The sequence below is a fragment of the Kutzneria chonburiensis genome (assembly GCF_028622115.1).
GTDB classification, from domain to species: domain Bacteria; phylum Actinomycetota; class Actinomycetes; order Mycobacteriales; family Pseudonocardiaceae; genus Kutzneria; species Kutzneria chonburiensis.
Window position 1 is genome coordinate 7,482,368 of record NZ_CP097263.1, and the last position, 25,257, is coordinate 7,507,624.

General features: G+C 70.4%; 29 protein-coding genes and 1 tRNA gene. 21 read left to right on the forward strand and 9 right to left on the reverse strand.

The features are described 5' to 3' along the window. Positions 1–25 precede the first annotated feature (25 nt). Entirely contained in the window at positions 26–1,618 is a 1,593-nt protein-coding gene (locus M3Q35_RS34440) for a chitinase (protein WP_273936698.1), read from the forward strand. 46 nt (positions 1,619–1,664) lie between these two features. Then, positions 1,665–2,000: a hypothetical protein gene (locus tag M3Q35_RS34445; protein ID WP_273936699.1), complete on the forward strand. Its 336-nt coding sequence runs from the start codon at positions 1,665–1,667 to the stop codon at positions 1,998–2,000. A gap of 47 nt (positions 2,001–2,047) precedes the next feature. Here the strand turns inward: M3Q35_RS34445 and M3Q35_RS34450 are convergent. Next, positions 2,048–2,120 (reverse strand) — tRNA-Gly (locus tag M3Q35_RS34450). 44 nt (positions 2,121–2,164) lie between these two features. After that, positions 2,165–2,551, reverse strand: a complete 387-nt coding sequence (locus M3Q35_RS34455; protein WP_273936700.1) for a DUF7674 family protein — start codon at positions 2,549–2,551, stop codon at positions 2,165–2,167. A 242-nt stretch (positions 2,552–2,793) separates the two neighbouring features. On the opposite strand from M3Q35_RS34455, the gene M3Q35_RS34460 reads away from it, so the two are divergent. From M3Q35_RS34460 to M3Q35_RS34470, 3 genes are all read left to right on the forward strand, one after another. Then, complete coding sequence (locus M3Q35_RS34460) at positions 2,794–4,287, forward strand: RNA polymerase sigma factor (protein WP_273936701.1); 1,494 nt, start codon at positions 2,794–2,796, stop codon at positions 4,285–4,287. 122 nt (positions 4,288–4,409) lie between these two features. Continuing rightward, on the forward strand, positions 4,410–4,847 hold the full coding sequence (locus tag M3Q35_RS34465; RefSeq protein WP_273936702.1) for a DUF983 domain-containing protein: 438 nt from the start codon (positions 4,410–4,412) through the stop codon (positions 4,845–4,847). A 3-nt stretch (positions 4,848–4,850) separates the two neighbouring features. Then, complete coding sequence (locus tag M3Q35_RS34470; RefSeq protein WP_273936703.1) at positions 4,851–5,714, forward strand: Fpg/Nei family DNA glycosylase; 864 nt, start codon at positions 4,851–4,853, stop codon at positions 5,712–5,714. Here the strand turns inward: M3Q35_RS34470 and M3Q35_RS34475 are convergent. Genes M3Q35_RS34475 through M3Q35_RS34485 form a run of 3 tightly spaced genes read right to left on the reverse strand, consistent with a single transcriptional unit; the run spans position 5,707 to position 8,448 of the window. After that, a complete protein-coding gene (locus M3Q35_RS34475; protein WP_273936704.1) occupies positions 5,707–6,321 on the reverse strand; it encodes a LutC/YkgG family protein in 615 nt (204 codons plus the stop codon). The genes M3Q35_RS34470 and M3Q35_RS34475 overlap by 8 nt on opposite strands. Further along, positions 6,314–7,735 carry a LutB/LldF family L-lactate oxidation iron-sulfur protein gene (locus tag M3Q35_RS34480; protein ID WP_273936705.1) on the reverse strand — a complete coding sequence of 474 codons (1,422 nt, stop codon included), beginning with the start codon at positions 7,733–7,735 and terminating at the stop codon, positions 6,314–6,316. The genes M3Q35_RS34475 and M3Q35_RS34480 overlap by 8 nt, the downstream gene beginning before the upstream one ends. Further along, positions 7,717–8,448, reverse strand: coding sequence for a (Fe-S)-binding protein (locus tag M3Q35_RS34485; RefSeq protein WP_273936706.1), 732 nt, complete (start codon positions 8,446–8,448; stop codon positions 7,717–7,719). The genes M3Q35_RS34480 and M3Q35_RS34485 overlap by 19 nt, the downstream gene beginning before the upstream one ends. Before the next feature lie 130 nt (positions 8,449–8,578). On the opposite strand from M3Q35_RS34485, the gene M3Q35_RS34490 reads away from it, so the two are divergent. From M3Q35_RS34490 to M3Q35_RS34530, 9 genes are all read left to right on the forward strand, one after another. Beyond that, positions 8,579–9,850: a sensor histidine kinase gene (locus M3Q35_RS34490; protein ID WP_273936707.1), complete on the forward strand. Its 1,272-nt coding sequence runs from the start codon at positions 8,579–8,581 to the stop codon at positions 9,848–9,850. Positions 9,851–9,891: 41 nt separating this feature from the next. Then, positions 9,892–10,773: a S49 family peptidase gene (locus M3Q35_RS34495; RefSeq protein ID WP_273936708.1), complete on the forward strand. Its 882-nt coding sequence runs from the start codon at positions 9,892–9,894 to the stop codon at positions 10,771–10,773. A 94-nt stretch (positions 10,774–10,867) separates the two neighbouring features. Then, the gene (locus M3Q35_RS34500) at positions 10,868–11,752 is read left to right on the forward strand and encodes a LytR/AlgR family response regulator transcription factor (protein WP_273936709.1); all 885 of its coding nucleotides are present in this window, start codon (positions 10,868–10,870) and stop codon (positions 11,750–11,752) included. Then, complete coding sequence (locus M3Q35_RS34505; protein WP_273936710.1) at positions 11,749–12,180, forward strand: hypothetical protein; 432 nt, start codon at positions 11,749–11,751, stop codon at positions 12,178–12,180. The genes M3Q35_RS34500 and M3Q35_RS34505 overlap by 4 nt, the downstream gene beginning before the upstream one ends. 1 nt (position 12,181) lies before the next feature. After that, positions 12,182–14,002 carry a sodium/solute symporter gene (locus tag M3Q35_RS34510; protein WP_273936711.1) on the forward strand — a complete coding sequence of 607 codons (1,821 nt, stop codon included), beginning with the start codon at positions 12,182–12,184 and terminating at the stop codon, positions 14,000–14,002. 43 nt (positions 14,003–14,045) lie between these two features. Next, complete coding sequence (locus M3Q35_RS34515) at positions 14,046–14,552, forward strand: SigE family RNA polymerase sigma factor (protein WP_273936713.1); 507 nt, start codon at positions 14,046–14,048, stop codon at positions 14,550–14,552. Then, on the forward strand, positions 14,549–15,436 hold the full coding sequence (locus tag M3Q35_RS34520) for a hypothetical protein (RefSeq protein WP_273936714.1): 888 nt from the start codon (positions 14,549–14,551) through the stop codon (positions 15,434–15,436). The genes M3Q35_RS34515 and M3Q35_RS34520 overlap by 4 nt, the downstream gene beginning before the upstream one ends. Positions 15,437–15,473: 37 nt before the next feature. Beyond that, the gene (locus M3Q35_RS34525) at positions 15,474–15,809 is read left to right on the forward strand and encodes a rhodanese-like domain-containing protein (protein ID WP_273936715.1); all 336 of its coding nucleotides are present in this window, start codon (positions 15,474–15,476) and stop codon (positions 15,807–15,809) included. A 2-nt stretch (positions 15,810–15,811) separates the two neighbouring features. Continuing rightward, positions 15,812–16,705, forward strand: coding sequence for a DUF4328 domain-containing protein (locus M3Q35_RS34530; protein ID WP_273936716.1), 894 nt, complete (start codon positions 15,812–15,814; stop codon positions 16,703–16,705). Here the strand turns inward: M3Q35_RS34530 and M3Q35_RS34535 are convergent. Next, positions 16,702–17,892, reverse strand: a complete 1,191-nt coding sequence (locus tag M3Q35_RS34535; protein ID WP_273936717.1) for a cytochrome P450 — start codon at positions 17,890–17,892, stop codon at positions 16,702–16,704. The genes M3Q35_RS34530 and M3Q35_RS34535 overlap by 4 nt on opposite strands. 79 nt (positions 17,893–17,971) lie before the next feature. Here M3Q35_RS34535 and M3Q35_RS34540 point away from each other — a divergent pair, with 79 nt between their 5' ends. The 5 genes from M3Q35_RS34540 to M3Q35_RS34560 all read left to right on the forward strand — a co-directional run bounded on the left by M3Q35_RS34540 (position 17,972) and on the right by M3Q35_RS34560 (position 21,712). Beyond that, positions 17,972–18,832, forward strand: coding sequence for a glycerophosphodiester phosphodiesterase family protein (locus M3Q35_RS34540; RefSeq protein WP_273944574.1), 861 nt, complete (start codon positions 17,972–17,974; stop codon positions 18,830–18,832). Between the two features lie 25 nt (positions 18,833–18,857). Then, positions 18,858–19,814, forward strand: a complete 957-nt coding sequence (locus M3Q35_RS34545; RefSeq protein WP_273936718.1) for a DUF5926 family protein — start codon at positions 18,858–18,860, stop codon at positions 19,812–19,814. A gap of 73 nt (positions 19,815–19,887) precedes the next feature. Then, a complete protein-coding gene (locus M3Q35_RS34550) occupies positions 19,888–20,241 on the forward strand; it encodes a DUF952 domain-containing protein (RefSeq protein WP_273936719.1) in 354 nt (117 codons plus the stop codon). 73 nt (positions 20,242–20,314) lie between these two features. Then, on the forward strand, positions 20,315–20,878 hold the full coding sequence (locus tag M3Q35_RS34555) for a SigE family RNA polymerase sigma factor (RefSeq protein WP_273936720.1): 564 nt from the start codon (positions 20,315–20,317) through the stop codon (positions 20,876–20,878). Positions 20,879–20,881: 3 nt separating this feature from the next. Beyond that, positions 20,882–21,712, forward strand: a complete 831-nt coding sequence (locus tag M3Q35_RS34560; RefSeq protein ID WP_273936721.1) for a hypothetical protein — start codon at positions 20,882–20,884, stop codon at positions 21,710–21,712. Positions 21,713–21,736: 24 nt separating this feature from the next. Here M3Q35_RS34560 and M3Q35_RS34565 read toward each other — a convergent pair whose 3' ends face one another. The 3 genes from M3Q35_RS34565 to M3Q35_RS34575 all read right to left on the reverse strand — a co-directional run bounded on the left by M3Q35_RS34565 (position 21,737) and on the right by M3Q35_RS34575 (position 23,874). Then, the gene (locus tag M3Q35_RS34565; RefSeq protein WP_273936722.1) at positions 21,737–22,279 is read right to left on the reverse strand and encodes a ferritin; all 543 of its coding nucleotides are present in this window, start codon (positions 22,277–22,279) and stop codon (positions 21,737–21,739) included. A 226-nt stretch (positions 22,280–22,505) separates the two neighbouring features. After that, entirely contained in the window at positions 22,506–23,048 is a 543-nt protein-coding gene (locus M3Q35_RS34570; RefSeq protein ID WP_273936723.1) for a hypothetical protein, read from the reverse strand. Between the two features lie 247 nt (positions 23,049–23,295). Beyond that, positions 23,296–23,874, reverse strand: coding sequence for a hypothetical protein (locus M3Q35_RS34575; RefSeq protein WP_273936724.1), 579 nt, complete (start codon positions 23,872–23,874; stop codon positions 23,296–23,298). 244 nt (positions 23,875–24,118) lie between these two features. Here M3Q35_RS34575 and M3Q35_RS34580 point away from each other — a divergent pair, with 244 nt between their 5' ends. Continuing rightward, the gene (locus M3Q35_RS34580; protein ID WP_273936725.1) at positions 24,119–24,445 is read left to right on the forward strand and encodes a MarR family winged helix-turn-helix transcriptional regulator; all 327 of its coding nucleotides are present in this window, start codon (positions 24,119–24,121) and stop codon (positions 24,443–24,445) included. Then, on the forward strand, positions 24,442–25,248 hold the full coding sequence (locus M3Q35_RS34585; RefSeq protein WP_273936726.1) for an ABC transporter ATP-binding protein: 807 nt from the start codon (positions 24,442–24,444) through the stop codon (positions 25,246–25,248). The genes M3Q35_RS34580 and M3Q35_RS34585 overlap by 4 nt, the downstream gene beginning before the upstream one ends. The last annotated feature ends 9 nt before the right edge of the window (positions 25,249–25,257 follow it).

Below are 25,257 nucleotides of genomic sequence, written 5' to 3' on the forward strand. Positions count from 1 at the left end.
CGGATCGCACCCTGTGGAGGCACGCATGACCCGCAGATCCCTGCTTCACGTGTTAGCCGGTCTCACCGCGACCGCCTTGGTCTCGCTGGCCATCGTGGCCCAGCCCGCGACCGGGGCCACCGCCAATCTGACGGCCGATCCGGGCTTCGAGTCCGGCCTGTCCGGCTGGACCTGTTCGGCCGCCGCAGCGGTCAGCTCGCCGACGCACTCCGGCTCCGGAGCCGCCGCCGGCACGCCGGCCGGCCAGAACTTCGCCCAGTGCAGCCAGCAGATCAGCGTACAGCCCAACTCGCAGTACACGCTGTCGGCCTGGGTCCAGGGCAGCTACGTCTACCTCGGCGCCACCGGCACCGGCACCACCGATCCGCAGACCTGGACGTCCAGCTCGACCTGGCAGCAGCTGTCCACGTCGTTCACCACCGGCGCGTCCACCACGACCGTGACGATCTACGTCCACGGCTGGTACGGGCAGCCCACGTACTACCTGGACGACGTGACGCTGAGCGGACCCGCCGGCAACCAGCCGCCGCCCACCACGACGACCACGACCACCACCACCACCACCACCACGACCACCGGCCCGACCACGCCGCCGCCCGGCGGCGGTCTGCCGGCGCACGCCCTGGTCGGCTACCTGCACTCCAGCTTCGCCAATGGCTCCGGCTACGAGCCGATCGCCAGCGTGCCGGCCGCGTGGAACGTGATCGACCTGGCCTTTGCCGACTCCGCCGGCAACGGCAACATCGTGTTCAACCGCTGCTCGGCCAGCGAGTGCGCCGGCGTGGAGAGCGACGCCGACTTCCTGGCCGGCATCAAGGCGCAGCAGGCCAAGGGCAAGAAGGTGGTCATCTCCATCGGCGGCGCCGCCGGCGAGGTGCAGCTGACCTCGGCCGCGATGGCCACGAACTTCGTCAACTCGGTCAGCGCCATCATCGACCGCTGGGGCCTTGACGGCGTGGACATCGACTTCGAGAACCAGTCGCTGTCCCTGCAGGCCGGCGACTCCGACTTCCGCAGCCCGACCACGCCGGTCGTGGTCAACCTGATCTCGGCCCTCAAGCAGCTCAAGACCCGCTACGGCACCAAGTTCGTGCTGACCATGGCCCCCGAGACGTTCTTCGTGCAGCTGGGCTACCAGTTCTACGGCCCGGGCCCGAACAACGCCCAGGACCCGCGGGCCGGCGCGTTCCTGCCGGTGATCTACGCGCTGCGCGACTCGCTGACCCTGCTCACCGTCCAGGACTACAACTCGGGGCCGATCATGGGCCTGGACAACCAGTACCACCAGATGGGCGGGGCCGATTTCCACATCGCCATGACCGACATGCTGCTGACCGGTTTTCCCGTCGCCGGCAACACATCACGGATGTTCCCGGCGCTCAGCCCTGGGCAGGTGGCCATCGGCGTGCCGGCCAACCAGAACGCCGGCAACGGCTGGATTCCCACCGGCCCGCTCGACCAGGCGCTGGACTGCCTGACCAAGGGGACCAACTGCGGCGGCTATGCCGTGCACGGCCGTCATCCCGATCTTCGCGGTCTGATGACCTGGTCCATCAACTGGGATAAGTTCAACAACTGGGAGTTCGCCACCAACTTCACCTCGTACTTCGGCAGCTGACGGCACCCTCGGGGTGGGCCGCGGCGGCCCACCCCGGGAGGCCGTCATGAGCAGAATCAAGGGCGAGCTGCTCGCCGAGGGCTGGATCCTGGCCCAGAACGCCAAAGCGTTCGTCGAGGTGGCCAGCACCTTCGCCGGGCAGCAGCTGGAGGACGGCGACTGGCGCAACGTCGACCTCGGCCTGATGACGTCGGACTCCACGGCCAAGGACGGCTGGTTCGAATTCCCTCTCGAGGGCGATTCCGATGTCACCATCGCCTTCGCCACCAGCCCCGGCACCGAGGTGCTGTCGGTACGGGTCTGGGGCAACGGCTTCAGCGATCTAGCCATCCGCTTCGAAACGGCCTTCATGATCTTCGGCATGTACCGGATCGAGGTCTGAGAACGCCACAAAGCCCCTGTTCCGGAGAACAGGGGCTTTGTGGACCGAGCGGACGACGAGACTCGAACTCGCGACCCTCACCTTGGCAAGGTGATGCGCTACCAACTGCGCTACGTCCGCAACGCCGTGCTGTGCACAGCTTAACCCATGGCCGGGAGTGCTTTTCAAGCGGGGTGGTCCGCCACTCCAAGCAGCCGGTCCACCTCGGCTAACTTGTCGGCCGGCAGCCGCCACTCCCACAGCGGCCGCACCTGGGCCATCACCTCGGTCGGCAGTCGGCGGGCGACGTCGTGGCGGAGGTCCCAGTCGTCGAAGACGTGCTCGTAGAAGCTCACGACGGCGGCGTTGGACAGGAACCGGCCGGGCTGCTCGAAGCACCAGCGGGCGAAGCCGTAGGACCGGGCCAGCAGCTCCTGGTCGCCGCTGCGGTGGGCTTCGAGGGCGAGTTGCAGCACCTCGAACAGGAAGACGTGGCAGGACCAGGAGTCGCGTTCGAGGTAGGGACGCAGTTCGGGGAACCGCGCCGACGCTTCTCCACGCCACTCCACCACGCATGCAGGTTACTGGGTCGGAGCCGGTCGGCGGAGCGGGCCGTGACCAGCTGACGCCGACCCGTGACCGGGTCGACACCAGGCGTTATTACGGCTGGCTGAGGCCAATCGGCGGTATCAGCGGCGGTCGGCGACCTTGTAAGAACGACTCAGGTTGTCCTGATCCTGTTACGTTTGGTTACACCTGTTCGTGGGATTATCGTCACCCACTCGGTGGCGTCGGCTGGGGAGAGGGGCGGGGGATGGCAGAGTTCAGCCGCCCGGCGTCGGCGGGCGCCGATGACGACCAAGCCCTGCTCGACAGACTTCGTGACGGTGACGACAGCGCCTTCGGCCTGCTGTTCTCCCGGCACGCGGACGCGGTGCGCCGGTTCGCCATGCAGCAGGTTCGGGACGCCGCGGAGGCGGACGACCTGACCGCGGAGGCGTTCTTCCGGGTGCTGCAGGCGGTGCGCCGCGGCAACGGCCCGACCGACCACGTGCGGACCTACCTGCTCACGGTGGCCCGCCGCGTGTCGTGGGAGTGGAGCGCCCGCCGCCGTGACGTGCCGGTCGAGGACGCGGAGCTGGATCGCCGGGCCGAGCCGTACGCCGACAACTCGTCGCGGCTGGCCGAGAGCACGCTGATCAGCCAGGCGTTCAGCACCCTGCCGGAGCGTTGGCGGACGGTGCTGTGGCAGGTCGAGGTGGAGGGCGAGCGGCCGGCGGTGGTCGCGCCGCACTTCGGCCTGAGCGCCAATGCCACCGCGGCGCTGGCCCGCCGCGCCCGTGACGGCCTGCGCGCGGCGTACCTCCAGGCCCACCTGACCCAGGATCTCGGCGCGACGGCGTGCCAGTCGGTGCGGGAGAAGCTCGGCGGCTACACCGCGGGCACCGTGAAGGGCCTCGAGGGCCGCCGCATCAAGGCGCACCTGCACGGCTGCGTCCAGTGCAAGACGTTGCAGGGCGAACTGCGCGAGGTGTGCTCCACGCTGCGGGCGCACGCCGGTCTGCTGGTGCCCATGGTCGGCCTGGGCGCGACCGCGGCGATCGCCACCCAGGCGGCCGGCGGAGGCGGCCTGACCGCCGCCCTGGCCGGCAAGGGCGCGCTGCTGGCGACCCGGGTGAAGCTGGCGCTGACCGCCAGCTCGGTCGCGGCTGTCGGCGTCTTCGGCATCGCACTAGGGCCGTGGCTGTCGCACTCGCACGAGGCGCTGCCCAACCCCAGCGACCACCAGATCGTGTCGACCTGGTGCGCCCCGTCGCCGGGCCAGTCGACGGCCGGCAGCGCCACCTCGGGGGCGTCCCCGACAAGCACGTTTGCCAGCGGGCAGCAGGTCTCCGGGCCGTTCAAGGCGGCCGAGGGGGCCAAGACGGCGTTCTTCGGCAACAAGAAGCCGGTCCAGCCCGGCTCCGACCAGCCGGCGCCGCCGACGCAGACAACCACCCCCACCGACTCCGGTTCGACGTCGACCAGCACCAGCGGTGACCCGGTCGACTCCACCGGACGGGTGCTGGACGACCCGGTGAACCCGAGCAGCTCGAACGATGCCCCGACCAAGGCGCTGCAGAGCTCGACCAGCAGCACCGTGACGGACACCACAGAGCCGACCAAGAGCACGCCGACCAAGACCTCGGCCCCGAAGAAGCCGCCGCAGAACACCGTCGCGACGACCACGGCCGAGCCCACGACGACCACCACCAGCACTCCGGCCGAGACGGCGACCGGCCCGACCGCGCCGCGAACGCCCCGCTGAGCGGGGACGGTGGCGAACCGTCACAATTGCCGGGTGCAAAGGTTCACCCGCCGGGTCCAGTCCCGTCGCGATACCGTGAACAGACGCTTCGGTGACCGGTTCGCGATCGCGAGGAGGCGGTGATGACGCGGTTGGTGCGTGGCGCCGACGGCCGGATGTGGACCGTGCGCGGTCGCATGTCGTGGGCGAACATGGACGGCGCCGACGATTTCGAGCACGACGTGGCCGGCGGCCACGGGCCGGGCATCGGCATGATCGCCATCCTGGTCATCCTCACCGTCGTGCTGCTGGTCTGGCGGCCCAACGGCGTGGTCGTGCCGGGCTGGCTCATCCTCGCCCTTGTGCTGCTGTTCCTGTTCTTCCCGGCCCGGTGGGCCCTGCGGCGGCCGTGGACGATCGTCGCCGAGACGCCCGGTGACCTGGACGAACACCCGCCGGAGCGCTGGGTCGGCACGGTGCGTGGCGTGTTCAACGTCCGCCAGGAGACCAGCAAGGTCGCGCGTAACATCGAGGTGTACTCCCTGCCCAATGTGGACGGGCCGCTGCAACCCGTGGACTAGCCCTTGCCTGAACTGCCGGAGGTCGAAGCGCTCGCGCACCATCTGCGCGAGCACGCTGTCGGCCGCACGGTGGCGCGGGTCGACGTGGCGTCGCTGTCGGTGCTCAAGACCGCCAGCCCGCCGTGGACCGACCTGCACGGGCGCGAGGTCACCGGGGCCGGCCGCCACGGCAAGCACCTGGACCTGGACTGCGACGGGCTGCACCTGATCGTGCACCTGGCTCGCGCCGGCTGGCTGCGCTGGGCCAACACGCTGTCCGCCGCCCCGCCCAAGCCGGGCAAGGGGCCGCTGGCGCTGCGCGTGCACCTGGGGCCGCCGGGTGAGGGGCCGGGCTTCGACCTCACCGAGGCCGGCACCAAGAAGGGCCTGGCCGTGTGGATCGTCAAGGACCCGGCCGAGGTGCCCAGCATCGCCCGGCTCGGTCCGGACGCGCTGTCGCTGGACCGGGACGCGCTGGCCGCCCTGTTCAAGGGCCGCACCGAACGGCTCAAGACCGCGCTGACCGACCAGACGCTGATGGCCGGCGTGGGCAACGCCTACTCCGACGAGATCATGCACACCGCGCAGCTGTCCCCGTACGCCACCGCCGGCAAGCTCGACGACAACGCCCTGGACCGCCTGCACGCCGCGCTGCACAGCGTGCTCACCGATGCCGTCACGCGGTCCGTCGGCCAGGGCTCGGCGACGTTGAAGGGCGAGAAGCGCTCCGGCCTGCGGGTGCACGCCCGTACCGGCCTGCCGTGCCCGGTCTGCGGCGACACCGTCCGCGAGGTCTCGTTCGCCGACAAGTCGTTCCAGTACTGCCCGACCTGCCAGACCGGCGGCAAGCCGCTGGCCGACCGCCGGCTGTCGAGGCTGCTCAAGTAGCGATGATCACGTGCAGGGTCCGCGGCCCGTGCACGCCTTCCACCCGGTCCAGCTCGATGTCGCTGGTCGCGGACGGCCCGCTGATGAAGGTCAGCGGCCGCGTCGGCTCCAACCGGGCCAACGCCTCCGGCACGATGCCGACGATCTGGTCGGCCCGCGCCACGCACAGGTGGTAGTCCGGCACGAGCGTCAACGCCCGCCGGCCCTGCGCCTCGCCACCGTCCAACACAATCGTCCCGGTCTCGGCGATCGCCACCGCGCAGCCGGTCAGCACGCCGTCGGCGGCGTCCAGCTGATCGATGGTCAGTGACGGTGAGTCGATCAACCATTCCGCGCCGTCAACCTGCCAGCTCGACGGCAGGTCGACAGGTCCGACCATTCGCCGAGCTCCCCGCGCGGCCAGCAATGAGGCGATCTTCGCCGGGACGTCGGCCGAGGCCACCTGGTGCACCTCGGCCCGGTAGTCGGCGATCCGCTCGGCGGCCAGCTCGACCAGGTCGCCGAGCGGCCGTGTCACGTCGTACGAACGGGGGATCGCGGCCGCCGCCGGCCGGTCCGCCAAGGCGCGGCGGATGCGGCCGAGCACAACCGAACGAGCGTCAGCCACGGTTGCGCCTCCACCACGTGCGGAACGACTCGGCCGGCGGCGTCGGCACGTCCCGGGTCGACGTCCACTTCGAGCCGGGCCACGGCAGGCTGCTGATCCGCCCGGACGGCGCCAGGTGCCGGGCCAGCGACCCCACCTTCTGCGCGTTCTCATAGCGCCGGGCGTCGGCGAACAGCCAACCCAGCGCGGCCATGCCGACGGACTCCGGCGTGCGCCCCTTGGCCTCGACGGCCTCGGCCCGCAGGTGCACCAGGACCTCCGGGATGTTGATCCGCACCGGGCAGACCTCGTAGCAGGCGCCGCACAGCGAAGACGCGTACGGCAGCGACGCCGCCTGCTTGTCGTGCATGTCGTTGACCAGCTGCGGCGACAGGATCGCGCCGATCGGCCCGGGATACACCGACCCGTAGGCCTGCCCGCCGGTCCGCTCGTACACCGGGCACACGTTGAGGCAGGCCGAGCAGCGGATGCAGCGCAGCGCCTGCCGCCCGACCCGGTCGGCCAGCGCGTCGGTGCGGCCGTTGTCCAGCAGCACCAGGTGGAACTGCTGCGGGCCGTCGCCGGGCGTCACGCCGGTCCAGACCGAGGTGTACGGGTTCATCCGCTCGGCGGTGGACGACCGCGGCAGCAGCTGGAGGAACACCTCGAGGTCCTGCCAGGTCGGCACCAGCTTCTCGATGCCCATCACGGTGATCAGCACTTCCGGCAGGGTCAGGCACATCCGCCCGTTGCCCTCGGACTCGACCACCACGATCGACCCGGTGTCGGCCACGCCGAAGTTGGCCCCGGACACGGCGACCTTGGCCGACAGGAACTTGCGCCGCAGGTGCCGTCGGGCGGCCTCAGCCAGCTCGCGGGGCTCGTCCGAGACCGGCTTCTCGGCCATCTCCCGCTGGAAGATCTCCTTGATCTCCGAACGGTTCCGGTGGATGGCCGGCACCAGGATGTGCGACGGCCGGTCGTGGCCGAGCTGCACGATCAGTTCGGCCAGGTCCGTCTCAATGGCCCGGATGCCGCCGGCTTCCAAGGCCTCGTTCAGCCCGATCTCGGCGGTGGCCATGGACTTGACCTTGACGACCTCGTCGGTGCCGGCCTCGCGAGCCAGCCGCAGCACGATCTCGTTGGCCTCACGGGCATCCCGGGCCCAGTGCACGACGCCGCCGCGGGCGGTGACCGCGGCCTCGATCCGCTCCAGGTAAGTGTCCAAATTGGACAGTACGTCGTCCTTGATCGCCTCGCCGGCCCGCCGGAGCTCTTCCCAGTCCGGCAGTTCCGACACGACGCGAGTGCGCTTGTCCCGAATGGTGTGGGTGGCCTTGCGCAGGTTGCGCCGCAGCTGGGTGTCGGCCAGCGCGGCCTTGGCCGCCTTGGGGAAAACCGGGCTGCCCAGCCAGGTCACGGGGTTGCTGCCCACGGCTCCTCCTCGGTGCTGGCCAGGATCTCCGCCAGGTGGACGGTCCGCACGCCGGTGCGCAGCCGGGACAGCCCGCCGCCGATGTGCATCAGGCACGAGTTGTCGCCGGCGCACAGCACCTCGGCGCCGGTGTTGAGCACGTTGCGCATCTTGTCGCCGAGCATGGCGGTCGACGTGTCCGCGTTCTTCACGGCGAACGTGCCGCCGAAGCCGCAGCAGGTGTCGGCCGCCGGCAGTTCGGCCAGGTCAAGACCGCGGACCGCGCGCAGCAGGGCCAGCGGCTTGTCGCCGACGCCGAGCATCCGCAGCGAGTGACAGGTGGGGTGATAGGTCACCCGATGTGGGAAGTAGGCGCCGACATCCGTCACGCCCAGCACGTCCACGATGAATTCCGACAACTCGTACGTGCGGGCGAAGGCATCCGATGTCCCGTGCAGCTCGGGGTGGATCTCCCGCACCATGCCGCCGCACGACCCGGACGGCGCCACGATCGCGTCGTAGCCGTCGAAAACCTTCGCGTACTTGGCCGCCAGCGACCGGGCCTCTTCCCGGTATCCCGTGTTGTAGTGCATCTGGCCGCAGCAGGTCTGGTCCATCGGGAAGTCGACGTCGCAGCCGAGCCGCTCCAGCAGCCGGACCACCGCGCGGGCCGTCGACGGATAGAAAGTGTCGGTAAGGCAGGTGGCGAACAGGCCTACACGTGGAGCTGGCACCCGCCCACCCTGCCTGGTGATTCATCGGATGTCTACTCGTCGCTGCCGGTAGTGGACCGTTCACCGATACACCCGTCCGTCAGCCTGACGAGAGCTTGCCCATCGGCCCTGTTCGGCGGAGCATTGCGGGGTGGTCGAGCTCCTGACCGAGCAAACAGTGCTCGGCATCATCGCGACGCTCGCCGTGCTCGGGCTGTTCGTACTGCTGTGCCGGGCGCGTCGGGTCAGCACGTCCGTCGACGAAGCCGTCGCCGACGCGCTGCACCGCATGTCCAAGGCCGCGCCGGACCTGCGGGACGGATTGACCCCCGACGCCGCCGACAAGGCGTGCAAGAACCTGGTCGAGCTGCTCAAGTGCGTCGCGGTCGGCATGACCGACGAGCGCGGAGCGCTGCTGTCCTGGGACGGCGACGCCAACGAGCACTACGTCGACCTTCAGGACGCGATCGTCAAGGCGATCAGCGGGGAGCGCAAGGAGTTCGTCGAGCACGACACGCTCGACTGCCCCGACAAGGGCAACTGCAAGATGCACCAGGCGATCATCGTGCCGCTGATCGTGGAGTCAAGGACCCGCGGCTCGCTGATCATCGTCGGCGGGGTCGGGCACAAGCGCCTGCTGCGGATGTCCCAGGAAGTGGCCCGCTTCGTCTGCACCGAGCTGGAGCTGGGCGAGCTCCAGGAGTCCCGGCAGCGGCTGGCCCAGGCCGAGGTCAAGGCGCTGCGCGCGCAGATCTCCCCGCACTTCGTCTACAACGCCCTCAACGCCATCGGCTCGCTGGTGCGCACCGACCCGGAGCACGCCCGCGAGCTGCTCCAGGAGTTCGCCGAGTTCACCCGCTACTCCTTCCGGGCGAACGGCCTGTTCACCACGCTGGCCGAGGAGCTGCGCAACATCGACCGGTACCTGACCATCCAGCGGGCCCGCTACAACGAGCGGCTGTCCGTGCGGCTGCGCATCTCGCCCGAGGTGCTCAACGTGGTCGTGCCGTTCCTGGTGCTCCAGCCGCTGGTGGAGAACGCCGTGCAGCACGGGCTGGCCAACAAGCCCGGCGGTGGCACCGTCACGATCATCGCCCAGGACAACGGCAGCGAGGCGCTGATCAGCGTCGAGGACGACGGCGTCGGCATGGACGCCGACCTGCTGCTGGACGACCTCAAGGACGCCCACAAGAGCGGCGCCCACGTCGGCATCGGCAATATCAACCACCGGATGCGCACGGTGTTCGGCGAGGACTACGCGCTGATGGTGGAGACCGCGCCGGACGCCGGCATGAAGGTCACCATGCGGGTGCCCAAGTTCAGCCCGGGCGTGCGGCCGGTGCTGGCCGTGGTCCCGGACGACGGCGCCGACGACGGTCCCGGCCCGGACGACCGGCGGGCCAGGCTCAGCCCGGTCCGCTGAAGGCGAACGCGCTGAACAGCGTTCACGCGTAGATTCGAGCCATGAGCGTCCCGGAGAAGCTGGCCGACAAATTGGCCGCGAAGCTGCCCCTGCTCGGTGACCGGGTGGACCGGTCTCCCGTGGTCGCCGTGGTGCGGCTGCACGGCGTGATCACGCCGACGCCGCAGCCGCTGGGCCGGGGCGCGATCAACCTGAACGCCGTCGAGCCGGCGCTGACCAAGGCGTTCGCCCACGACCGGCTGCAGGCCGTCGCGCTGGCGATCAACTCCCCGGGCGGCTCGCCCACCCAGTCGGCCCTGGTCGGCGAGCGGATCCGGGAGCTGGCGGCCAAGAAGAACGTGCCGGTGCTGGCCTTCTGCGAGGACGTCGCGGCGTCCGGCGGCTACTGGCTGGCCTGCGCGGCCGACGAGATCTACGCGCACCGCACGTCCATGGTCGGCTCGATCGGCGTGATCACCGCCGGCTTCGGCCTCACCGGCCTGCTCGAGCGCTTCGGCGTGGAGCGCCGGGTCTACACCGCCGGCGAGCACAAGCACCGCCTCGACCCGTTCAGCCCGGTCAAGGACGAGGACATCGTCTGGCTCAAGGGGCTCCAGGGCGAGTTGCACACCCAGTTCACCGATTGGGTGAAACAGCGTCGCGGCGACAAGCTGGCCGCCGACCCGGAGCTGTTCACCGGCGAGGTGTGGACCGGGGCCAAGGCGTTGGAGCTGGGCCTGGTCGACGGGCTCGGCTCGCTGCGCGAGATCGTGGCCAAGAAGTACCCGGAGGCCGACATCGCGGTGGCCGAGCCGCGCAAGCCGCTGCTGGCCAGGCTGGGTATCGCCGGCGGCAGCTCCGTGTTCGCCGGCGCCGGCGAGAAGCTGCTGGCCGCGATCGACGCCGTCGAGCAGCGGGCGCACTGGTCCCGATTCGGGCTCTGAACCGTCCCGGCGGCCGGCCACGTAGATCACCCTGCGTGGCCAGGGCCGCCCTCGAGACGGGGCCGGCTTCACCCCGATCGAACGGTGGTCGAAGATGGACACAACCACCGGTCGATCGGCAAGATTGCGCGGCACAGTGAGCATTCAGGACACCACCACCGGTCTCCTCGTGTTGGCCGTCGATGACGAGGCGCACGGGCTCGACGAGCTGGCCTACCTGCTCGGCCAGAACCCGCAGGTCAGCAAGGTCATCACGGCCTTCGACGCGGCCGAGGCGCTACGGGTCATCCGCGGCAGCGTGCCCGAGACCAAGGCTCGGCTGGACCGCGGGCTGTGCCCGGTGGACGCGGTCTTCGCCGACATCTCGATGCCCGGGCTGTCCGGCCTCGAGCTGGCCCAGGTCATCAACGCCTTCCATGACAAGCCGCAACTGGTCTTCGTGACCGGGCTGTCCGAGGAGGCGGTCACCGCCTTCGAGCTCGGCGCGCTGGACTACATCGTCAAGCCGCCGCAGCAGGCCCGGGTGGACATGGCCATCGACCGGGTGGCCAAGTTCCGGATGCTCACCGCCGCCCCGGCCGCGCCGGTCGGCGGCGTGGTCGAGCAGGCCGGCGACGACGAGGTGATCCCGGTCGAGCTGGCCGGCACCACCAAGCTGGTGCCCCGGTCGACCGTGCGGTACGTGGAGGCCCAGGGCGACTACGCCCGGCTGCACACCGCGGAAGGCAGCCACCTGGTCCGGATCCCGCTGGCCCAGCTGGAGGAGCGCTGGGCCGACGCCGGCTTCATCCGCATCCACCGGTCCTTCCTGGTGTCGTTGCCGCTGGTCACCGAGCTGCGGATGGGCTCGTCCGGCTACACCGTGGTGGTCGGCGCCGGGGCCGACGAGAAGGAGCTGCCGGTCAGCCGCCGGCACACCCGTGAGCTCAAGGACCGGCTGGTCCGCCAGCCCAAGCACGGCTGGGGCGCCGGCACATGACCGGCGACCGGGAGCCCGCGAAGCCCTCGACCGAGCTGGTGCCGGTCGAGCAGCCGCAGCCGCCCCGCAAGCCGCCGCGCCGCAAGAAGGTGGTGCTGGCCGAGGCCAAGGGCTCGCGCACGGTCGCCCGCACCATCGTCGAGCTCGAGGAGCAGACCAGCGTCGGCGAGCACCTGGTGCGCAGCCTGGTCTGGGCCCAGTTCCGCACCTCGTTCTGGATGGCCGTGCTGCTCATCGTGACCATCGCCAGCCTGCCGCTGCTGTTCTTCGTGTTCCCGTCCTTCGGCGACCTGACGATCTTCGGCATCCGGCTGCCGTGGGTGCTGCTCGGCGCGCTGCCGTATCCGCTGCTCTACGGCCTCGGCGTGTGGTACGTGCGGCGCGCGGAACGGCACGAGCGCGACTTCGTGAGCATGGTCGACCACTGATATGGGGATCAACGCGCTGGCCTGCGCGAGCATCGCCGTCATCGTGCTCGCCACGTTCATCCTGGGCTACTACGGCTCCCGCACGGCCAACACCACCCGGGACTTCCTGGTCGCGCGGCGCCGGGTGTCGGCCCACCAGAACGCGGCCGCCATCGCCGGCGAGTTCCTGTCTGCGGCCTCGTTCATCGGCATCGTCGGCCTCGTCCTCAAGAATGGGCCGGACGAGCTCTGGTACGCCATCGGCTTCACCGCCGGCTATCTGGCGCTGCTGCTGTTCGTGGCCGCGCCGCTGCGCCGCTCCGGGGCATACACGCTGCCCGACTTCGTCGAGGCCCGGCTGGGTTCCCGCGGCCTGCGGGGCATCGCCGCGGTGATCACCGTGGCCATCGGCTACATCTACCTGATCCCGCAGCTGCAAGGCGCCGGCCTGACCCTGAACAGCGTGCTGCCGTGGGCCCCGAACTGGCTCGGCGTGGTGGTCGTGACCATCGTGGTCGTGATCAACGTGCTCAGCGGCGGCATGCGGGCGATCACCCTCGTCCAGGCGTTCCAGTACTGGATGAAGCTGTTCGCGATCAGCGTGCCGGCCTTCGTGCTGTGCGTGGTGTTCGCCGGCAGCGGGCCGCCCGGCGGGCAGCAGAGCCTGGCCGCCGACGGGCCGCCGATGTTCACCGCCGACACCACGGTGACCCTGGAGCAGCCGGTGAGGCTGCATGTCGAGCACACCGTGCTGCTCACCGCCCACGGGTGGATCAACGGCCGCCGGGTGGACGGCGACACCGCGTGGTTCCCCAGCGAACAGACGATCGGGGCCAAGACCACGCTGTCGTTCAAGGCCGGCAGTCCGGTGCCGATGGTCGACGGGGCCGTGCAGGACAACGCCGACTGGCTGCGGCCGCAGTCCGGCGGGCTGCCCGCGCTGTTCGACACCTACTCGCTGATCTTCGCCACGTTCCTGGGCATTCTCGGCCTGCCGCACGTGCTGGCCCGCTTCTACACCAATCCCGACGGGCGCTCGGCCCGTCGCACCACGCTGCACGTGCTGCTGCTGCTGGGCGCGTTCTACCTGTTCCCGGCTTTACTCGGTGCGCTGTCCCGCATCTTCGAGCCGCAGCTGCTGGTCACCGGCAAGACCGACGCGGCGGTGCTGCTGCTGCCGCAGGCGATGCTGCCCGGCGTCGCCGGGCAGGTGCTCGGCGCGGTCGTCGCCGCCGGCGCCTTCGCCGCGTTCATGTCCACCTCCTCGGGTCTGCTGGTCAGCCTGGCCGGCGTGGTCTCGACCGACGTCTCCCGCGGCCGGGTCCGGGACTTCCGCTGGTCGACGGTGCTGGTCGTGCTGGCGCCGTTGGTCGCGGCGCTGGTGTTGCGTAGCAACGACGTGTCCTTGGGCGTGGGTATGGCGCTGGCCATGGCCGCGTCCACCTTCTGCCCGGTGCTGATGCTGGGCATCTGGTGGCGGGGCCTGACCTGGGTCGGCGCGGGTGTCGGCATGGTGTTGGGCGGCAGCCTGGTCGCGCTGGCCCTGATCGGCGACATCGTCAGCGGCTACACCGGCAACTGGGCGCCGGCCGTGCTCCAGCAGCCGGCCCTGGTCACCGTGCCGGTCGCATTCCTCACGATGATCATCGTCAGCAAGGCGACCCATCGCCGGCGGCCCGAGGACGTCAACCGGATCATGCTGCGGCTGCACGCCCCCGACCCGCTCGGCTTCACCCGCGACCGGGACGTGCTGCGCTTCGGCGAGGGCCAGACCGACGGCCGGCACCGCCGACTGGCGATCCGGCCGCGGCTGCGGTCACGGCGGTCGTCCTCCCCGGCTTGAGCTGGGCGGGCAACCCGTTCGGGGGACGGAACGTCCACCCAGCGTGGCAACCCGCGACGACGGCTTCGCCGAGTTCTTCACCAGCCGGTTCGACGGGGCGCGGCGGATGGCGCACGCCCTGTGCGGCAACTGGCTGGAGGCCGAGGAGATCGCCCAGACCGCGTTCGTCAGCATGTACGCGCGCTGGAACAAGGTCCGGTTCGACAGCGCCGACGCGTACCTGCACACCGTGCTGACCAGGGCCTTCCTCGACACCAAGCGGCGGGGACGGCGGCGTGAGCAGGTGATGGCCGATCCGCCGGACGTCGTCGTGGAGCAGAACACCTCCAGCGTCGAGGACCGGCCGTCGCTGCTGAAGGCCCTCCAGGCGGTGCCGGCGCGGCAGCGGGCCGTGCTGGTGCTGCGCTTCATCGAAGACCAGTCCGTCGAGGAGGTGGCCGACGCGCTCGGCTGCACCACCGGCACCGTGAAGAGCCAGACCGCCCGTGGTCTGGCCACCCTGCGCAAGGCGTACGGTGCCGTGACCGGCTTGTTGCAGGTGGCGAGGTGAGCAGCTTGGACACCGAGGACGAGAAGCTGCTCGCCTTGCTGCGGGCCGAGCTCTCCGACCAGACGCCGCCGCCCGTGCACACCGCCTTGGACGACGTCGTGCGGCGTGGCCGGCGTCGGCTGCGGGCCCGGCGCATGGGGGCCGCGTTAGGCGTGGTCGCCGTGGTGGCCGGCGTCGGCGTGGCCACGTCCGTACTGCGGGCCAATGTGCCCGGCGGCATGACCGCCGACCAGTTGAGTACCGCTGCCACCTCCAGCGCCGTGACCACGACGACCGGCTGGACCTCGTCGGCCAAGGCCGACACCAAGGACTGCGCGAACGGGATCGCCGTGCCCGGCGAACCCAAGGTCGGCCCGGTCGACGTGGACAAGCTCAACGACGCGCTGCTCGGGACCATCCAGAAGGTCGCGCCCAAGGCCTCGACCAAGATCACCCGGTCCACCGTGCTGCACAACCCGACCAGCAGCGACTCCGTGCTGGCCAGCACCTGGGCCGATGTGGTCGACGCCGGTGGCGGCGGCAGCGTGTACGTCGAGATCCACGGCTTCAGCGGCACGCCCGTGCAGGCCGCCGACAGCGAGCGGTTCGTCGACGGCGAATGCACCCCGCCGCGGCGGCAGCTGCTGCCCGACGGCACCGTCATGCAGCTGTACGCCCCGTTGAGCTACGACCCCGGGCACCCGTCGCAGGCGCTGCGCGTCTATACGCCTTCGCACCGGCTGTTCATCGTCACCTCGGAGGGCTTCGCCAGCCCCGACTGGACCCAGGTGGCCAACGCCGAGCCCGGCACTTTGATCGTGCCCAAGGGCGCCGGCCGGCACTCGCTGCCGTTGACCGAGGACCAGCTGACGATCATCGCGCGGAACGTCGCCGCCGCGGGTTAACGCTTGTCCCACGGCCTGACATGGCAGCATTCGGGGCATGATGCCGCAGGAGGTGCCGACCACGTCGGTCGACCAGGTGCCCACCGATGCCGTGTTGCTCGACGTGCGTGAGCACGACGAATGGGCCGCCGGGCATGCGCCGCAGGCCATCCACATCCCGCTCGGCGAGCTGGCCGAGCGGGTCGGCGAGGTGCCGCAGGACAGCGGCGAGGTGTTCGTCGTGTGCCGGATGGGCGGTCGTTCCGCCCGGGCCACCATGTACCTCAACCAGAGCGGTTGGGACGCCGTCAACGTCGCCGGTGGCATGCAGGTGTGGCACCAGCAGGGCTTTCCGCTGGTCGCCGCCGATGATGCCGTTCCCGAGGTGATCTGAGCATGGCCGGGCGGTGGCAGTGGGTGGCGACCCCGCCACCGCAGTCCGGCGCGTCCCGGGCCGTGCCCCGGCGACCGTTGCCGTACACCGGGCCGCCGTCTTATCCCGTGCCGCCCCGGTGGGGTTTTCCCCAGCTCAGCTGGCGTTGGCCGGTCGCTTTCGGGCGCAAGGCCAAGCCCCAGCCGTTGGACCAGCTGCGCATGCTCTCCCGCAACCTCGTCGCCACCTTGTGGGTCACCACCGCCGCCCTCGGCGTCGCCGTCCTCGGCGAGGGTTGGCGCTACGTTTTGCTCATCCTCAGCCGCAGCGGCGCCTTGTCCCGGACCGTCGTCTCTTTCTCCGACGCCCTCGTCGTGACCGCCGGCGTCGTCTCCGGGCTCGCCGCTCTTGCTTCCCTCACCCTCGGCGTGTTGTGGATCCTCCGCGCCCGTGACGTCGCCTCCGTCGTCTCCGGCCAGCGCCCCGCCCGATCCTTCCGCGACGCGCTCATCGGCCTGCTCGTCCCCGGCCTCAACCTCGCCGTCGCCGGCTCCATCCTCGCCGAGCTCGAGCACGCCGCCGCCCGCAAGCCCGTCTCCGAGCGCCCTCGCCCTTCGCGCCTTCTGCTCTCGTGGTGGGCCGCTTGGGTCGTCGGCGAACTCCTGTTCGCCGTCGTCTGGCTCGTCAACCTCTTCGGCACCAGCGTCCAGTCCTTGGCTAACGGCGTCGAACTCCACCTGCTCGCCGACCTCGTAGCCGCCTTCGTCGCCGCCACCGGCGCCTTGCTCGTCAGCCGCATCACCCAGCTGCTCGAGCCCATCGACCCGGCGACCGTCCACCGCCTCCGCGTCTTGAAGGTGATTGACGCCCCCTCGCCCCCGCTCCGCGCCACCCGCCTGGCAGGCTCCCCGCGCTAAGCGGTCAGGCGCAACGAGCTCAGGCCGCGAATGACGAATTCCGCCCGCCGCACCGGTTCGGCGGCGAGCTGAAGCTTGGGCAGGCGGCGGGTGAGGGCATCGAGCGTGGCCGACACCTCGATACGGGCCAACGGCGCGCCGACGCAGTAGTGGATGCCGGCGCCGAAACCCAGGTGGGGGTTGGGCGAGCGGCCGATGTCCAGCACCTCGGGCTGAGCGAACACGAGCGGGTCGTGGGCGGCGGCGCCGAGCAGGGCGGCGATCTTGTCGCCGGGCCGCAGGGTCACGCCGGCGATCTCGACGTCGGTGGTGGCGGTCCGCTCGAAAAGCTGCAACGGCGAGTCGAACCGGATCAACTCCTCGACGGCGGTGGGCAGCAGACCGGGGTCGTCGACCAGGCGCTGCCACTGGTCGCGGTGGCGCATCAGGGCCAGCACGCCGTTGCCGATGACGTTGACGGTGGCCTCGTGCCCGGCCATCAGCAGCAGCACGGCGGTGGCGACGAGCTCGTCCTCGGTGAGCTTGGCCCCATCGGCGTCGGTCTCGGCGACGAGGTCGCTGACCAGATCACTGCCGGGGTTCTTGCGCCGCAACGCGATCAGCTCGCGCAGGTAGGCCACGAACTCGCCGGCGGCCTTCTCGGCCTGCGCCCGTTGCTCGTCGGGCAGCCCGAACTCGTACATCTTGACGATGGTGTTGGACCACGGCTGAAGCAGCCCTCGATCGGCGGCCGGCACGCCGAGCAGCTCGGCGATCACCTCGACGGGCAGCGGGGCGGCGACGAGTTCGAGCAGGTCGGCGTGCCCTTCGGCGTCGATGCCGGCGGCGACGTCGTCGACCAGACGGGTGGCGAGCTCGCCGACCCACGGCCGCAGCCGCTCGACGTGCCCACGCCCGAAGGCGCCGGCGACCAGCCGCCGCAGCCGGGTGTGTGTCGGCGGCTCGTTCTCGAGCAACGAGTTGCGATGCAGCAGGTTGAACGCGGCGAAGGCGTCGACCGGCTTGACGTCCGACCACACCCGGCCGAGGCCGCGATGGCGGAGCACGGCGGCCGACGCGGCGTGCGACAGGGTGACGGGCAGCCCGAAGTCGGCATGCTGGTGCACCTCGCCCTCGGCGCGCATCTGCGCGAACACGGGGTACGGATCCGCGATGAACGCCGGGTCCTTCGGGTCGAACGTCGTCATGGTGACCGACGGTAATTCGCTCACCCATCCGTGGTCCAGCGTTGGCCCGGTCACCCGTCGTTCACCCGATTGACGCATGATGCGGCATGTGAGACCCGAGATCGTCGCGCACCGCGGCGCCTCCCAGCACCGCGCCGAGCACACCAGGGCGGCCTACGAGCTCGCCCTCCAGCAGGGCGCGGACGGCCTCGAGTGCGATATCCGCCTGACCAGGGACGGCCATCTGGTGTGCGTGCACGACCGCAAGGTCGACCGCACCTCCACCGGCCGCGGCGTGGTCAGCACGCTCACCCTGGACCGGCTCAGCCAGCTCGATTTCGGTCGCTGGCACGATGAGCTGCCCGAGTCGGCCGACGACCTGATGCAGGAGCCGATCGGCCAGCCGTCCGCCGAGGAGCACGAGCGCGGCCTGCTCACCCTGGAGGACCTGCTCGGGCTGCTCAAAGACAGCCCTCGGCCGGTGAAGCTGTTCATCGAGACCAAGCATCCGGTGCGCTACACCGGGCTGGTCGAGGCCAAGATGCTCGCGCAGTTGCGTCGGCACGGCCTGAACGCGCCCGCCAGCAAGGAGGAGTCGCGCGTAGTTGTGATGTCCTTCTCCCGCATGGCCGTGCGCCGGGTTCGCCAACACGCGCCGCTGCTGCCCACCGTGCTGCTGCTGGACCGGCTCCCGACCAGTCTGCGCGGCGGGGAGCTGCCGGACTGGGCCGACATCACCGGTCCCGGCATCCACCTGCTGCGCGAGGATCCCGACTACGTCGCGCGCTGCGCCGAGCAGGGGCACGGCACGTACTGCTGGACGGTTGACGAGCCCGCCGACATCGACCTGTGCCAGCGCACCGGCGTGCGCTACCTGGCCACCAACGCCCCCGCACGCACCCGTCGCCACCTGGAGTCCGGACCGTCGGCTACGGTCGGCCAGACCCTGCCCGGGGAGTAACCCGGGCCCATCGCGAGGAGGAACCGTGTCCAGGCGGACGGCTGTCAAGCGCGCGGCGAAGACAACGGACACGGCCGACGGGATCAACCCGCGGCAGGCGTGCCCGTGCGGCTCGGGCAAGCGGTACAAGGCTTGCCACGGTCTGGCCGGTGGCCCGGCCGACGTCATGGTGGCCCGGCCGTTCGAGGGCCTCGCCGCGGAGCCGGAGCTGATCGCGCTGCGCGAGTTCGTGCCGTCCGCGACCGCGCCGCTCACGCTGGCCGAGCCGCACGAGCGCAGCGTCACGCTGGCGACCGTGCTGCCGATGGCCGCCGCCGCGCTGGTCCGCTCCGACGGCACCGCGTTCGTCGGCCTCCAGGTGCAGACCCGCTCCGGCGATCTGTCCCGTGACCTCGCCCGCGCCATCGGCTGGGTGCTGACCGCCGAGCCGGGCGACGCGCTGCCGGTCGTGGGCGTGGACGACGGTGCCGAGCCGGGACGGCTCCAGGACGTGCTCAAGGCCGACGTGGTGCTGGAGCCGACGCTGCACACCGACTTTGCCTGGTGGCTGCCGGAGGACACGCAGCCGACCGGCGACGTCGCGCTGTCCCTCGAGCGGGCCAACGCCGCGATCATGCCCAGCGCCCGGCTGACCGGTGACGGCCTCAACGCCGCGTACTGGGTGGACGCCGGCGACAAGGCGCACCTGCGCTGGGTGCGGCCGGAGCCGGAGGAGCAGCTGCTCAAGGCGATGGCCCGGCTGGCCGCCCGCGACGAGCTGCACCTGGGCGAGGGCTCCCGCTACGCCGGCTCGTTCCGGGCGCACGGCCTGCTGGTGCCGGTCTGGGACCTCGACCCCGAGCTGCACGTGCGCGAGTGGGAGCCGGGCGCGGAGGTCCTCGGCCGCCGCCTCACCGCCGCGTTGGCTGTGGACAGCGAGCTCACCTCGGCCGAGCACCGCGCGCTCGACGGCCTGCGCGGACGCCAGGTCACACTGCGCTGAAAGCCTTTGCCCACAGCGACGGCCGGTTGTCCACAGCGACAATCGGCTGTCCACAGGAGGATGTGGATAACTCGTGATCTTGCACATCTGCTCGCGGGACGAGTGGGACGCGGCCGAGCAGGAGGGCGCCCTGGTGCCCGCCTCGCTGGACGAGGTCGGCTTCGTGCACTGCTCCGACTTCGGCACCGTGGCCCTGCCGGCCAACGCGCTGTTCGCCGGCCGGGACGACATGCTGCTGCTGGTCATCGACCCGGCGGCGCTGGACGCCCCGGTGCGCTGGGAGGACGGCGTGCCGCCGCACCCGGCCGGCATCTGGTTCCCGCACGTCTACGGGCCGATCAATGTCGGCGCCGTGGTGGCCGCGGTGGAGTTCCTGCCGACGGCGGAAGGTGGTTTCCGCCTGCCCAAGGAGTTGGCTGAATTGTAACCTTTCAACGCCGCAACCTCGGGCCCTCTCGCGCGACCTTCTAACAGTTGGTCACAGGGGAGGGGATCAGGAAGTGGGCGCACCACTGAGGCTTTTGGGGGCGGAGAGCAGCGGCACCTGGACGGTCGTCCCGGCGCAGCGAGAGGTCCGGTCGACCGCGAAGGCGGTCGACACCGATTTCGCCGAGTTCGTGAAGACGGCCCTGCCGGGCCTGCTCAGATACGGCCACGCGCTGACCGGGAACCCGCACGACGCGGCCGATCTCGTGCAGACCGTGCTGGAGAAGGTCGGCTCGCGGTGGCTGGGCCGCCGGGCCTTCTGCGACGAGCCGCTGGCCTACGTGCGCAAGGCGATGGCCAACGCGCACGTCAGCCACTGGCGGCGGATTCGCCGCGAGAGCCTGGTCGCCGAGCTGCCCGACAACGCCGTCGAGCAGTTCGACCGGCTCGACAACGAGCCGCTGTGGCAGGGTGTGCGGGGATTGCCGCCGAGGCAACGCGCCGTCATCGTGCTGCGTTACTACGAGGGGCTGTCCGAGGCGGAGATCGCCGACACGCTCGGCATCAGCAAGGGGACGGTGAAGAGCCAGGCCAGCAAGGCGTTGAACACGCTGCGATCGAGCCTGGAGGGGAGGTGACCGGTGGACATCGACGACGAGCTGCGCAAGCTCTTCGCCGACGATCGCCTCAGCGTGCCCGTCCGGCCGGCAGCCGACCGTGTCATCGTCAGTGGTGCGCGCCGGATCCGGCGGCGTCGAGCCGGCGCGGTCTTCGGCGGCGGGATGCTCTCGGTGGCCACCGTCCTGGTTGCTGGCACCGCCTTCGGCGTGGCTGGTGACGCGCCGCCGCGTACGCCGCTGGCCGCGGCCGAGAGTTCCGGGCTGACCACGACCACCGAGTCGCCCAGCCTGAGCCCGTCGACCATCGAGCTGACCACCAGCGTCGCGCCGCCGCCGACCACCACGCAGCGGCGGACCACCACCACGACGCCGCCGAGCACCACGACCACCAGCGCGACGCCGACCAAGGCCAAGCCGCCGACGACGCCGCTGGCCTTCGGTCCCACGGCCGTCGGCTCACTGCGACTGGGCATGACCGTCGACGAGGCGGTAGCGGCCGGCGTGATCCAGCCCGTCACCCCGCCGCCGGCTCCCGTGGCCGGCTGCCAGGGCTACGACTGGCTCGGCCACACCGCCGCGCCGTCGACGTCCCCGTTGCTGTTCTCACCCACGCTCGGACTGGTCCGCATCGGCGGGCGGGCCGACGCCGAGACGCCCGAGGGCATCTACGCCGGCTCCTCCGAGGAGGACGTGCGGGCCGTGTACCCGAACCAGGCCAAGCCGCACAGCGGCACCAACGAGTGGGTCGCTCCGGTGCCCGGCAATCCGAGCGCGAACTACTGGCTCGTCCTCAGCAAGCACACCGTCACCGACGTGCGGCTGGAGCTGGCCGCGCAGGACTGCTACCAGTAGACCGGCAGCTGGGGGTGCCGCGGCTCAGAGTTCGCCGCCGGCCACCCTCGGCGCCGTCGGGTCCGCGCCCTCGGCGCCCACGTTCTCGCGGCTGAGGAAGTCCTCGATGTGGAAGACGTTCGAGCCGGCGCGGTCCACCGTGCGCAGCAGCGTCGACATGGAGGCGACCTCTTCGACCTGCTCCTTGAGGAACCACTGCATGAACTGCTCGCCGAGGTAGTCACCCTCGTCGCGGGCCGCCCGGGCCAGCGTGGTGATCTCCTCGGTGACCGTGCGCTCCTGCTGCAGGGCCAGCTCCACCGGCTCACGCACGTTCTCGAAGTCGTTGCGGACCTCGCCGACCGCCGGGATCGCCACGCGCACGTCGTTGTCCAGCAGGTACTGGACGATCATCATCGCGTGATTGCGCTCCTCGAGCGACTGGCGGTAGAAGTGCGCGGCCAGCCGGGGGAGGTCCTCGCTGTCGAACCAGACCGCGATGGCCACGTACTGCTGCGCGGCCGTGAACTCGTTGCGGATCTGCTGCTTGAGCAGCTCGTGGAACTTCGTCGTGGTGTTCGGGGACATGTCAAGAACCGTACCTCGAACGGCGCAGGACAAATCGGTCGCCGAGCGAGTTGTCCCCCGCTCTGGTGAGCCCCTGTGGACAACCTGGGGATAGTTGTGGACAACCTGGTGACAGCCGGTGGACAGCTATTGTGTCCCAATCGTGAAAACCCCGGTGAACAGCGCATTCAAGCGCTTATCCACCGGGGTTCGCTGTGTACGGCAGTTGCCCTCTGACTGTGGACAACTAGGCCGGGGCGGCCGCGCTCACCCGGTCGAACACCATCAGCGAGCCCACCGGCCGGCCCGTCAGCCGGGTCAGCTCCGGGTGCAGCCGGTCCACCAGCTCCGCCGGCAGCGCCAGCACGTCCGGCCGGACCGTGACGATCTTCGGGTGGCCCAGCACCACGTCGTCCCACTCCACGTCCTGCGAGCTGCCCGATCGGTCCACCACGAAGCCCAGCGTGTTGGTCGCGTCTTCGTTGAACAGCTCGACGATGCCCGTCACCAGTTGATGCTGTTCGACGGTCGACAGCCCGTCCAGGTCGAACTCCTGGGCCACCACCTCTTCGCTCACCCGCCGGAACCGGCAGTACAGAGCCGTCTCCTCGTCGAGCCAGTACTCGACGTCCACCGACGCCGACTCCGTCAGCGCCAGTCGCTCCAGCAGGCCCGCCCGCTGCGTCTGCGGATCGGACAGCACCAGCCCCAGCGACTCGATCCTGGCCACCGTCCGATCGGCCCGCGCGGCCGACCAGCCGTTCTCGTACCAGTGGATGAAACCGCTCACCCGATGGCTCCTCGCTCTCTCGCCTGCCGTGCCGCCATGTTTACCCCGTCACCCCATCGAGGGTTCACCGCGGGGCGGCCGAGTCGAAGCAGGCCAGGGTTCGCGCTGTTCAGCCCTTGATCACTCGATCGAGCCGCACGTCGGCCGACCTCTCACTGCTATGCTGTGTTCGGAGCCGGGCGGTCCGCGGACGCGTCCGGAAGTGGACCCGGGTATCCCGCGTTGTCGTGGGCGCCCGGGTTTCGCGCTATTCGGGCACGTTTCGGACCTCGATCACATGCGCAGCACAGAGGATCGCCCACGGCTCCGGTTCGTCATGGTGGTGTGCCGCGATGTAGGCGCCTGCGACGAAGTCTGCGACCCAGAGACAGGGATCGGCGTCCTTCACCTTGTGGTCGACCGGCATCGCCGCATCGATTCGATGCGAGCGACGCAAGCGATCGCGAACGCGCCGGTCGTGCCGATCACCGGCCTGGCGCGACTCCATGATCACGTGGGTCGCGTGCTCGGTGTGTTGCAGGTGAGGCAGCAGCTCAACCAGCAGCCGCGCACGCGCTTGCTCCTGGCGGGTCCGGTCGGTCGGGGTGGTCATGAAGATCGTGCCGATCAACGGTAACGGCGCGAGCGACTCGGCGATCTTGGTTCGACGGTCGCGGGTCTCGTCATAGTGGTGGAGCCAGCGTTGTCCCGGCAGGAGCAGGCTCCTTACCGTTGCGGCTACGAGCGCGTGGTCGGTTCCTTCTGTCAGTACGGCGGCCAGTCCGTACAGCCGGTTGCCGTCGGGCAGTCGGGTTCCTGTCTCGTCGATGTGTGCGTAGATCTCCACCTGGTCCCCTTGTTGCTGAACCCACGAGCGTAGCGGCCAGGAATCGCCAACACGTTCGAGTGAATTTGCTCAAGGTCGTCAGGAAACTCTTAGTCAGAGTGGCTCTGAATGAGAGGTAGATTGAGGTGGTGATCGCTGATGAGCTGATGACCACGGTGATGGGGCTGAAGCGGGTGGTGCGCCGGCGGATGGAGGTGGGGCGGCCGGAGCCGAGGTTGCGGGGGCGCATACGGAGCTGCTGCGGGTGGTGCGCGGGAACCCGGGGATCGGGGTGGCGGCGGCGGCCAAGGAGCTGCATCTGGCCGGGAACACGGTGAGCACGCTGGTGAATCAGCTGATCGACAAGGAGTTGCTGCGGCGGGAGACGGACCCGGACGACCGGCGGGCGGCGAGGCTGTATCTGACGCCGAAGGCGGTGAAGCGGCAGGCGAAGTGGCGGGAAGATCGCACGAAGCTGGTGGAAGGGGCGCTCAAGGAACTGAACGCCAGGGAGCGGGCGGCGATCGAGAAAGCCCTGCCGGCGCTGCGAAAGCTGCTGGACGAACTGGGCGGAGAAGGGACGGGCGCATGACGGAACTGGCGGTGAGCTGCACGGACGTTCGGCACGCCTTCGGGGACACGAAAGCGGTCGACGGCGTGGACCTGGACGTGCGGGCGGGCGAGGTGTTCGGGCTGCTGGGCCCGAACGGCGCCGGCAAGACGACGACGATCCGGATGATCACGACGCTGCTGCCGTCGCCGCCGGGACGGATCACAGTGTTCGGCCGGGACGTCGCCCACGGCACGATGGCGGTGCGCCGGCTGATCGGCTATGTGCCGCAACAGCTTTCGGCCGATGCGACGCTGACCGGCCGGGAGAACGTGGCGCTGTTCGCGCGGCTGTTCGACGTGCCGAGAAGGGAACGGCAGTCCAAAGTGGACGGCGCGCTGGACGCGGTCGGGCTGCTGGACGTGGCGGAGCGGCAGGCGGGCACGTACTCGGGCGGCATGATCCGACGGCTGGAGTTGGCCCAGGCCCTGGTCAGCGCCCCGCGGCTGCTGGTGCTGGACGAGCCGACGATCGGACTGGACCCGATCGCCCGCGCCGGCGTCTGGGAACGAATCCAGCAGGTGCGCGCGGAGACCGGCATGACGGTGCTGGTGACCACGCACTACATGGCCGAGGCGGACGAGTTCTGCGACCGGATCGCCTTGATGCACAAGGGAAAGCTCACGGACATGGGCACGCCGGCCGAGCTGCGGGCGGCGCTCGGGCCGGACGCCACCCTGGACGACGTGTTCCGCGCCAGCACCGGTGGCGACCTCGATGGCGATGGCGCCAAGGGGCTGCGGGAGATCCGCGCGACCCGCCGCACCGCGCGAAGGCTGGGCTAGCAACCACGA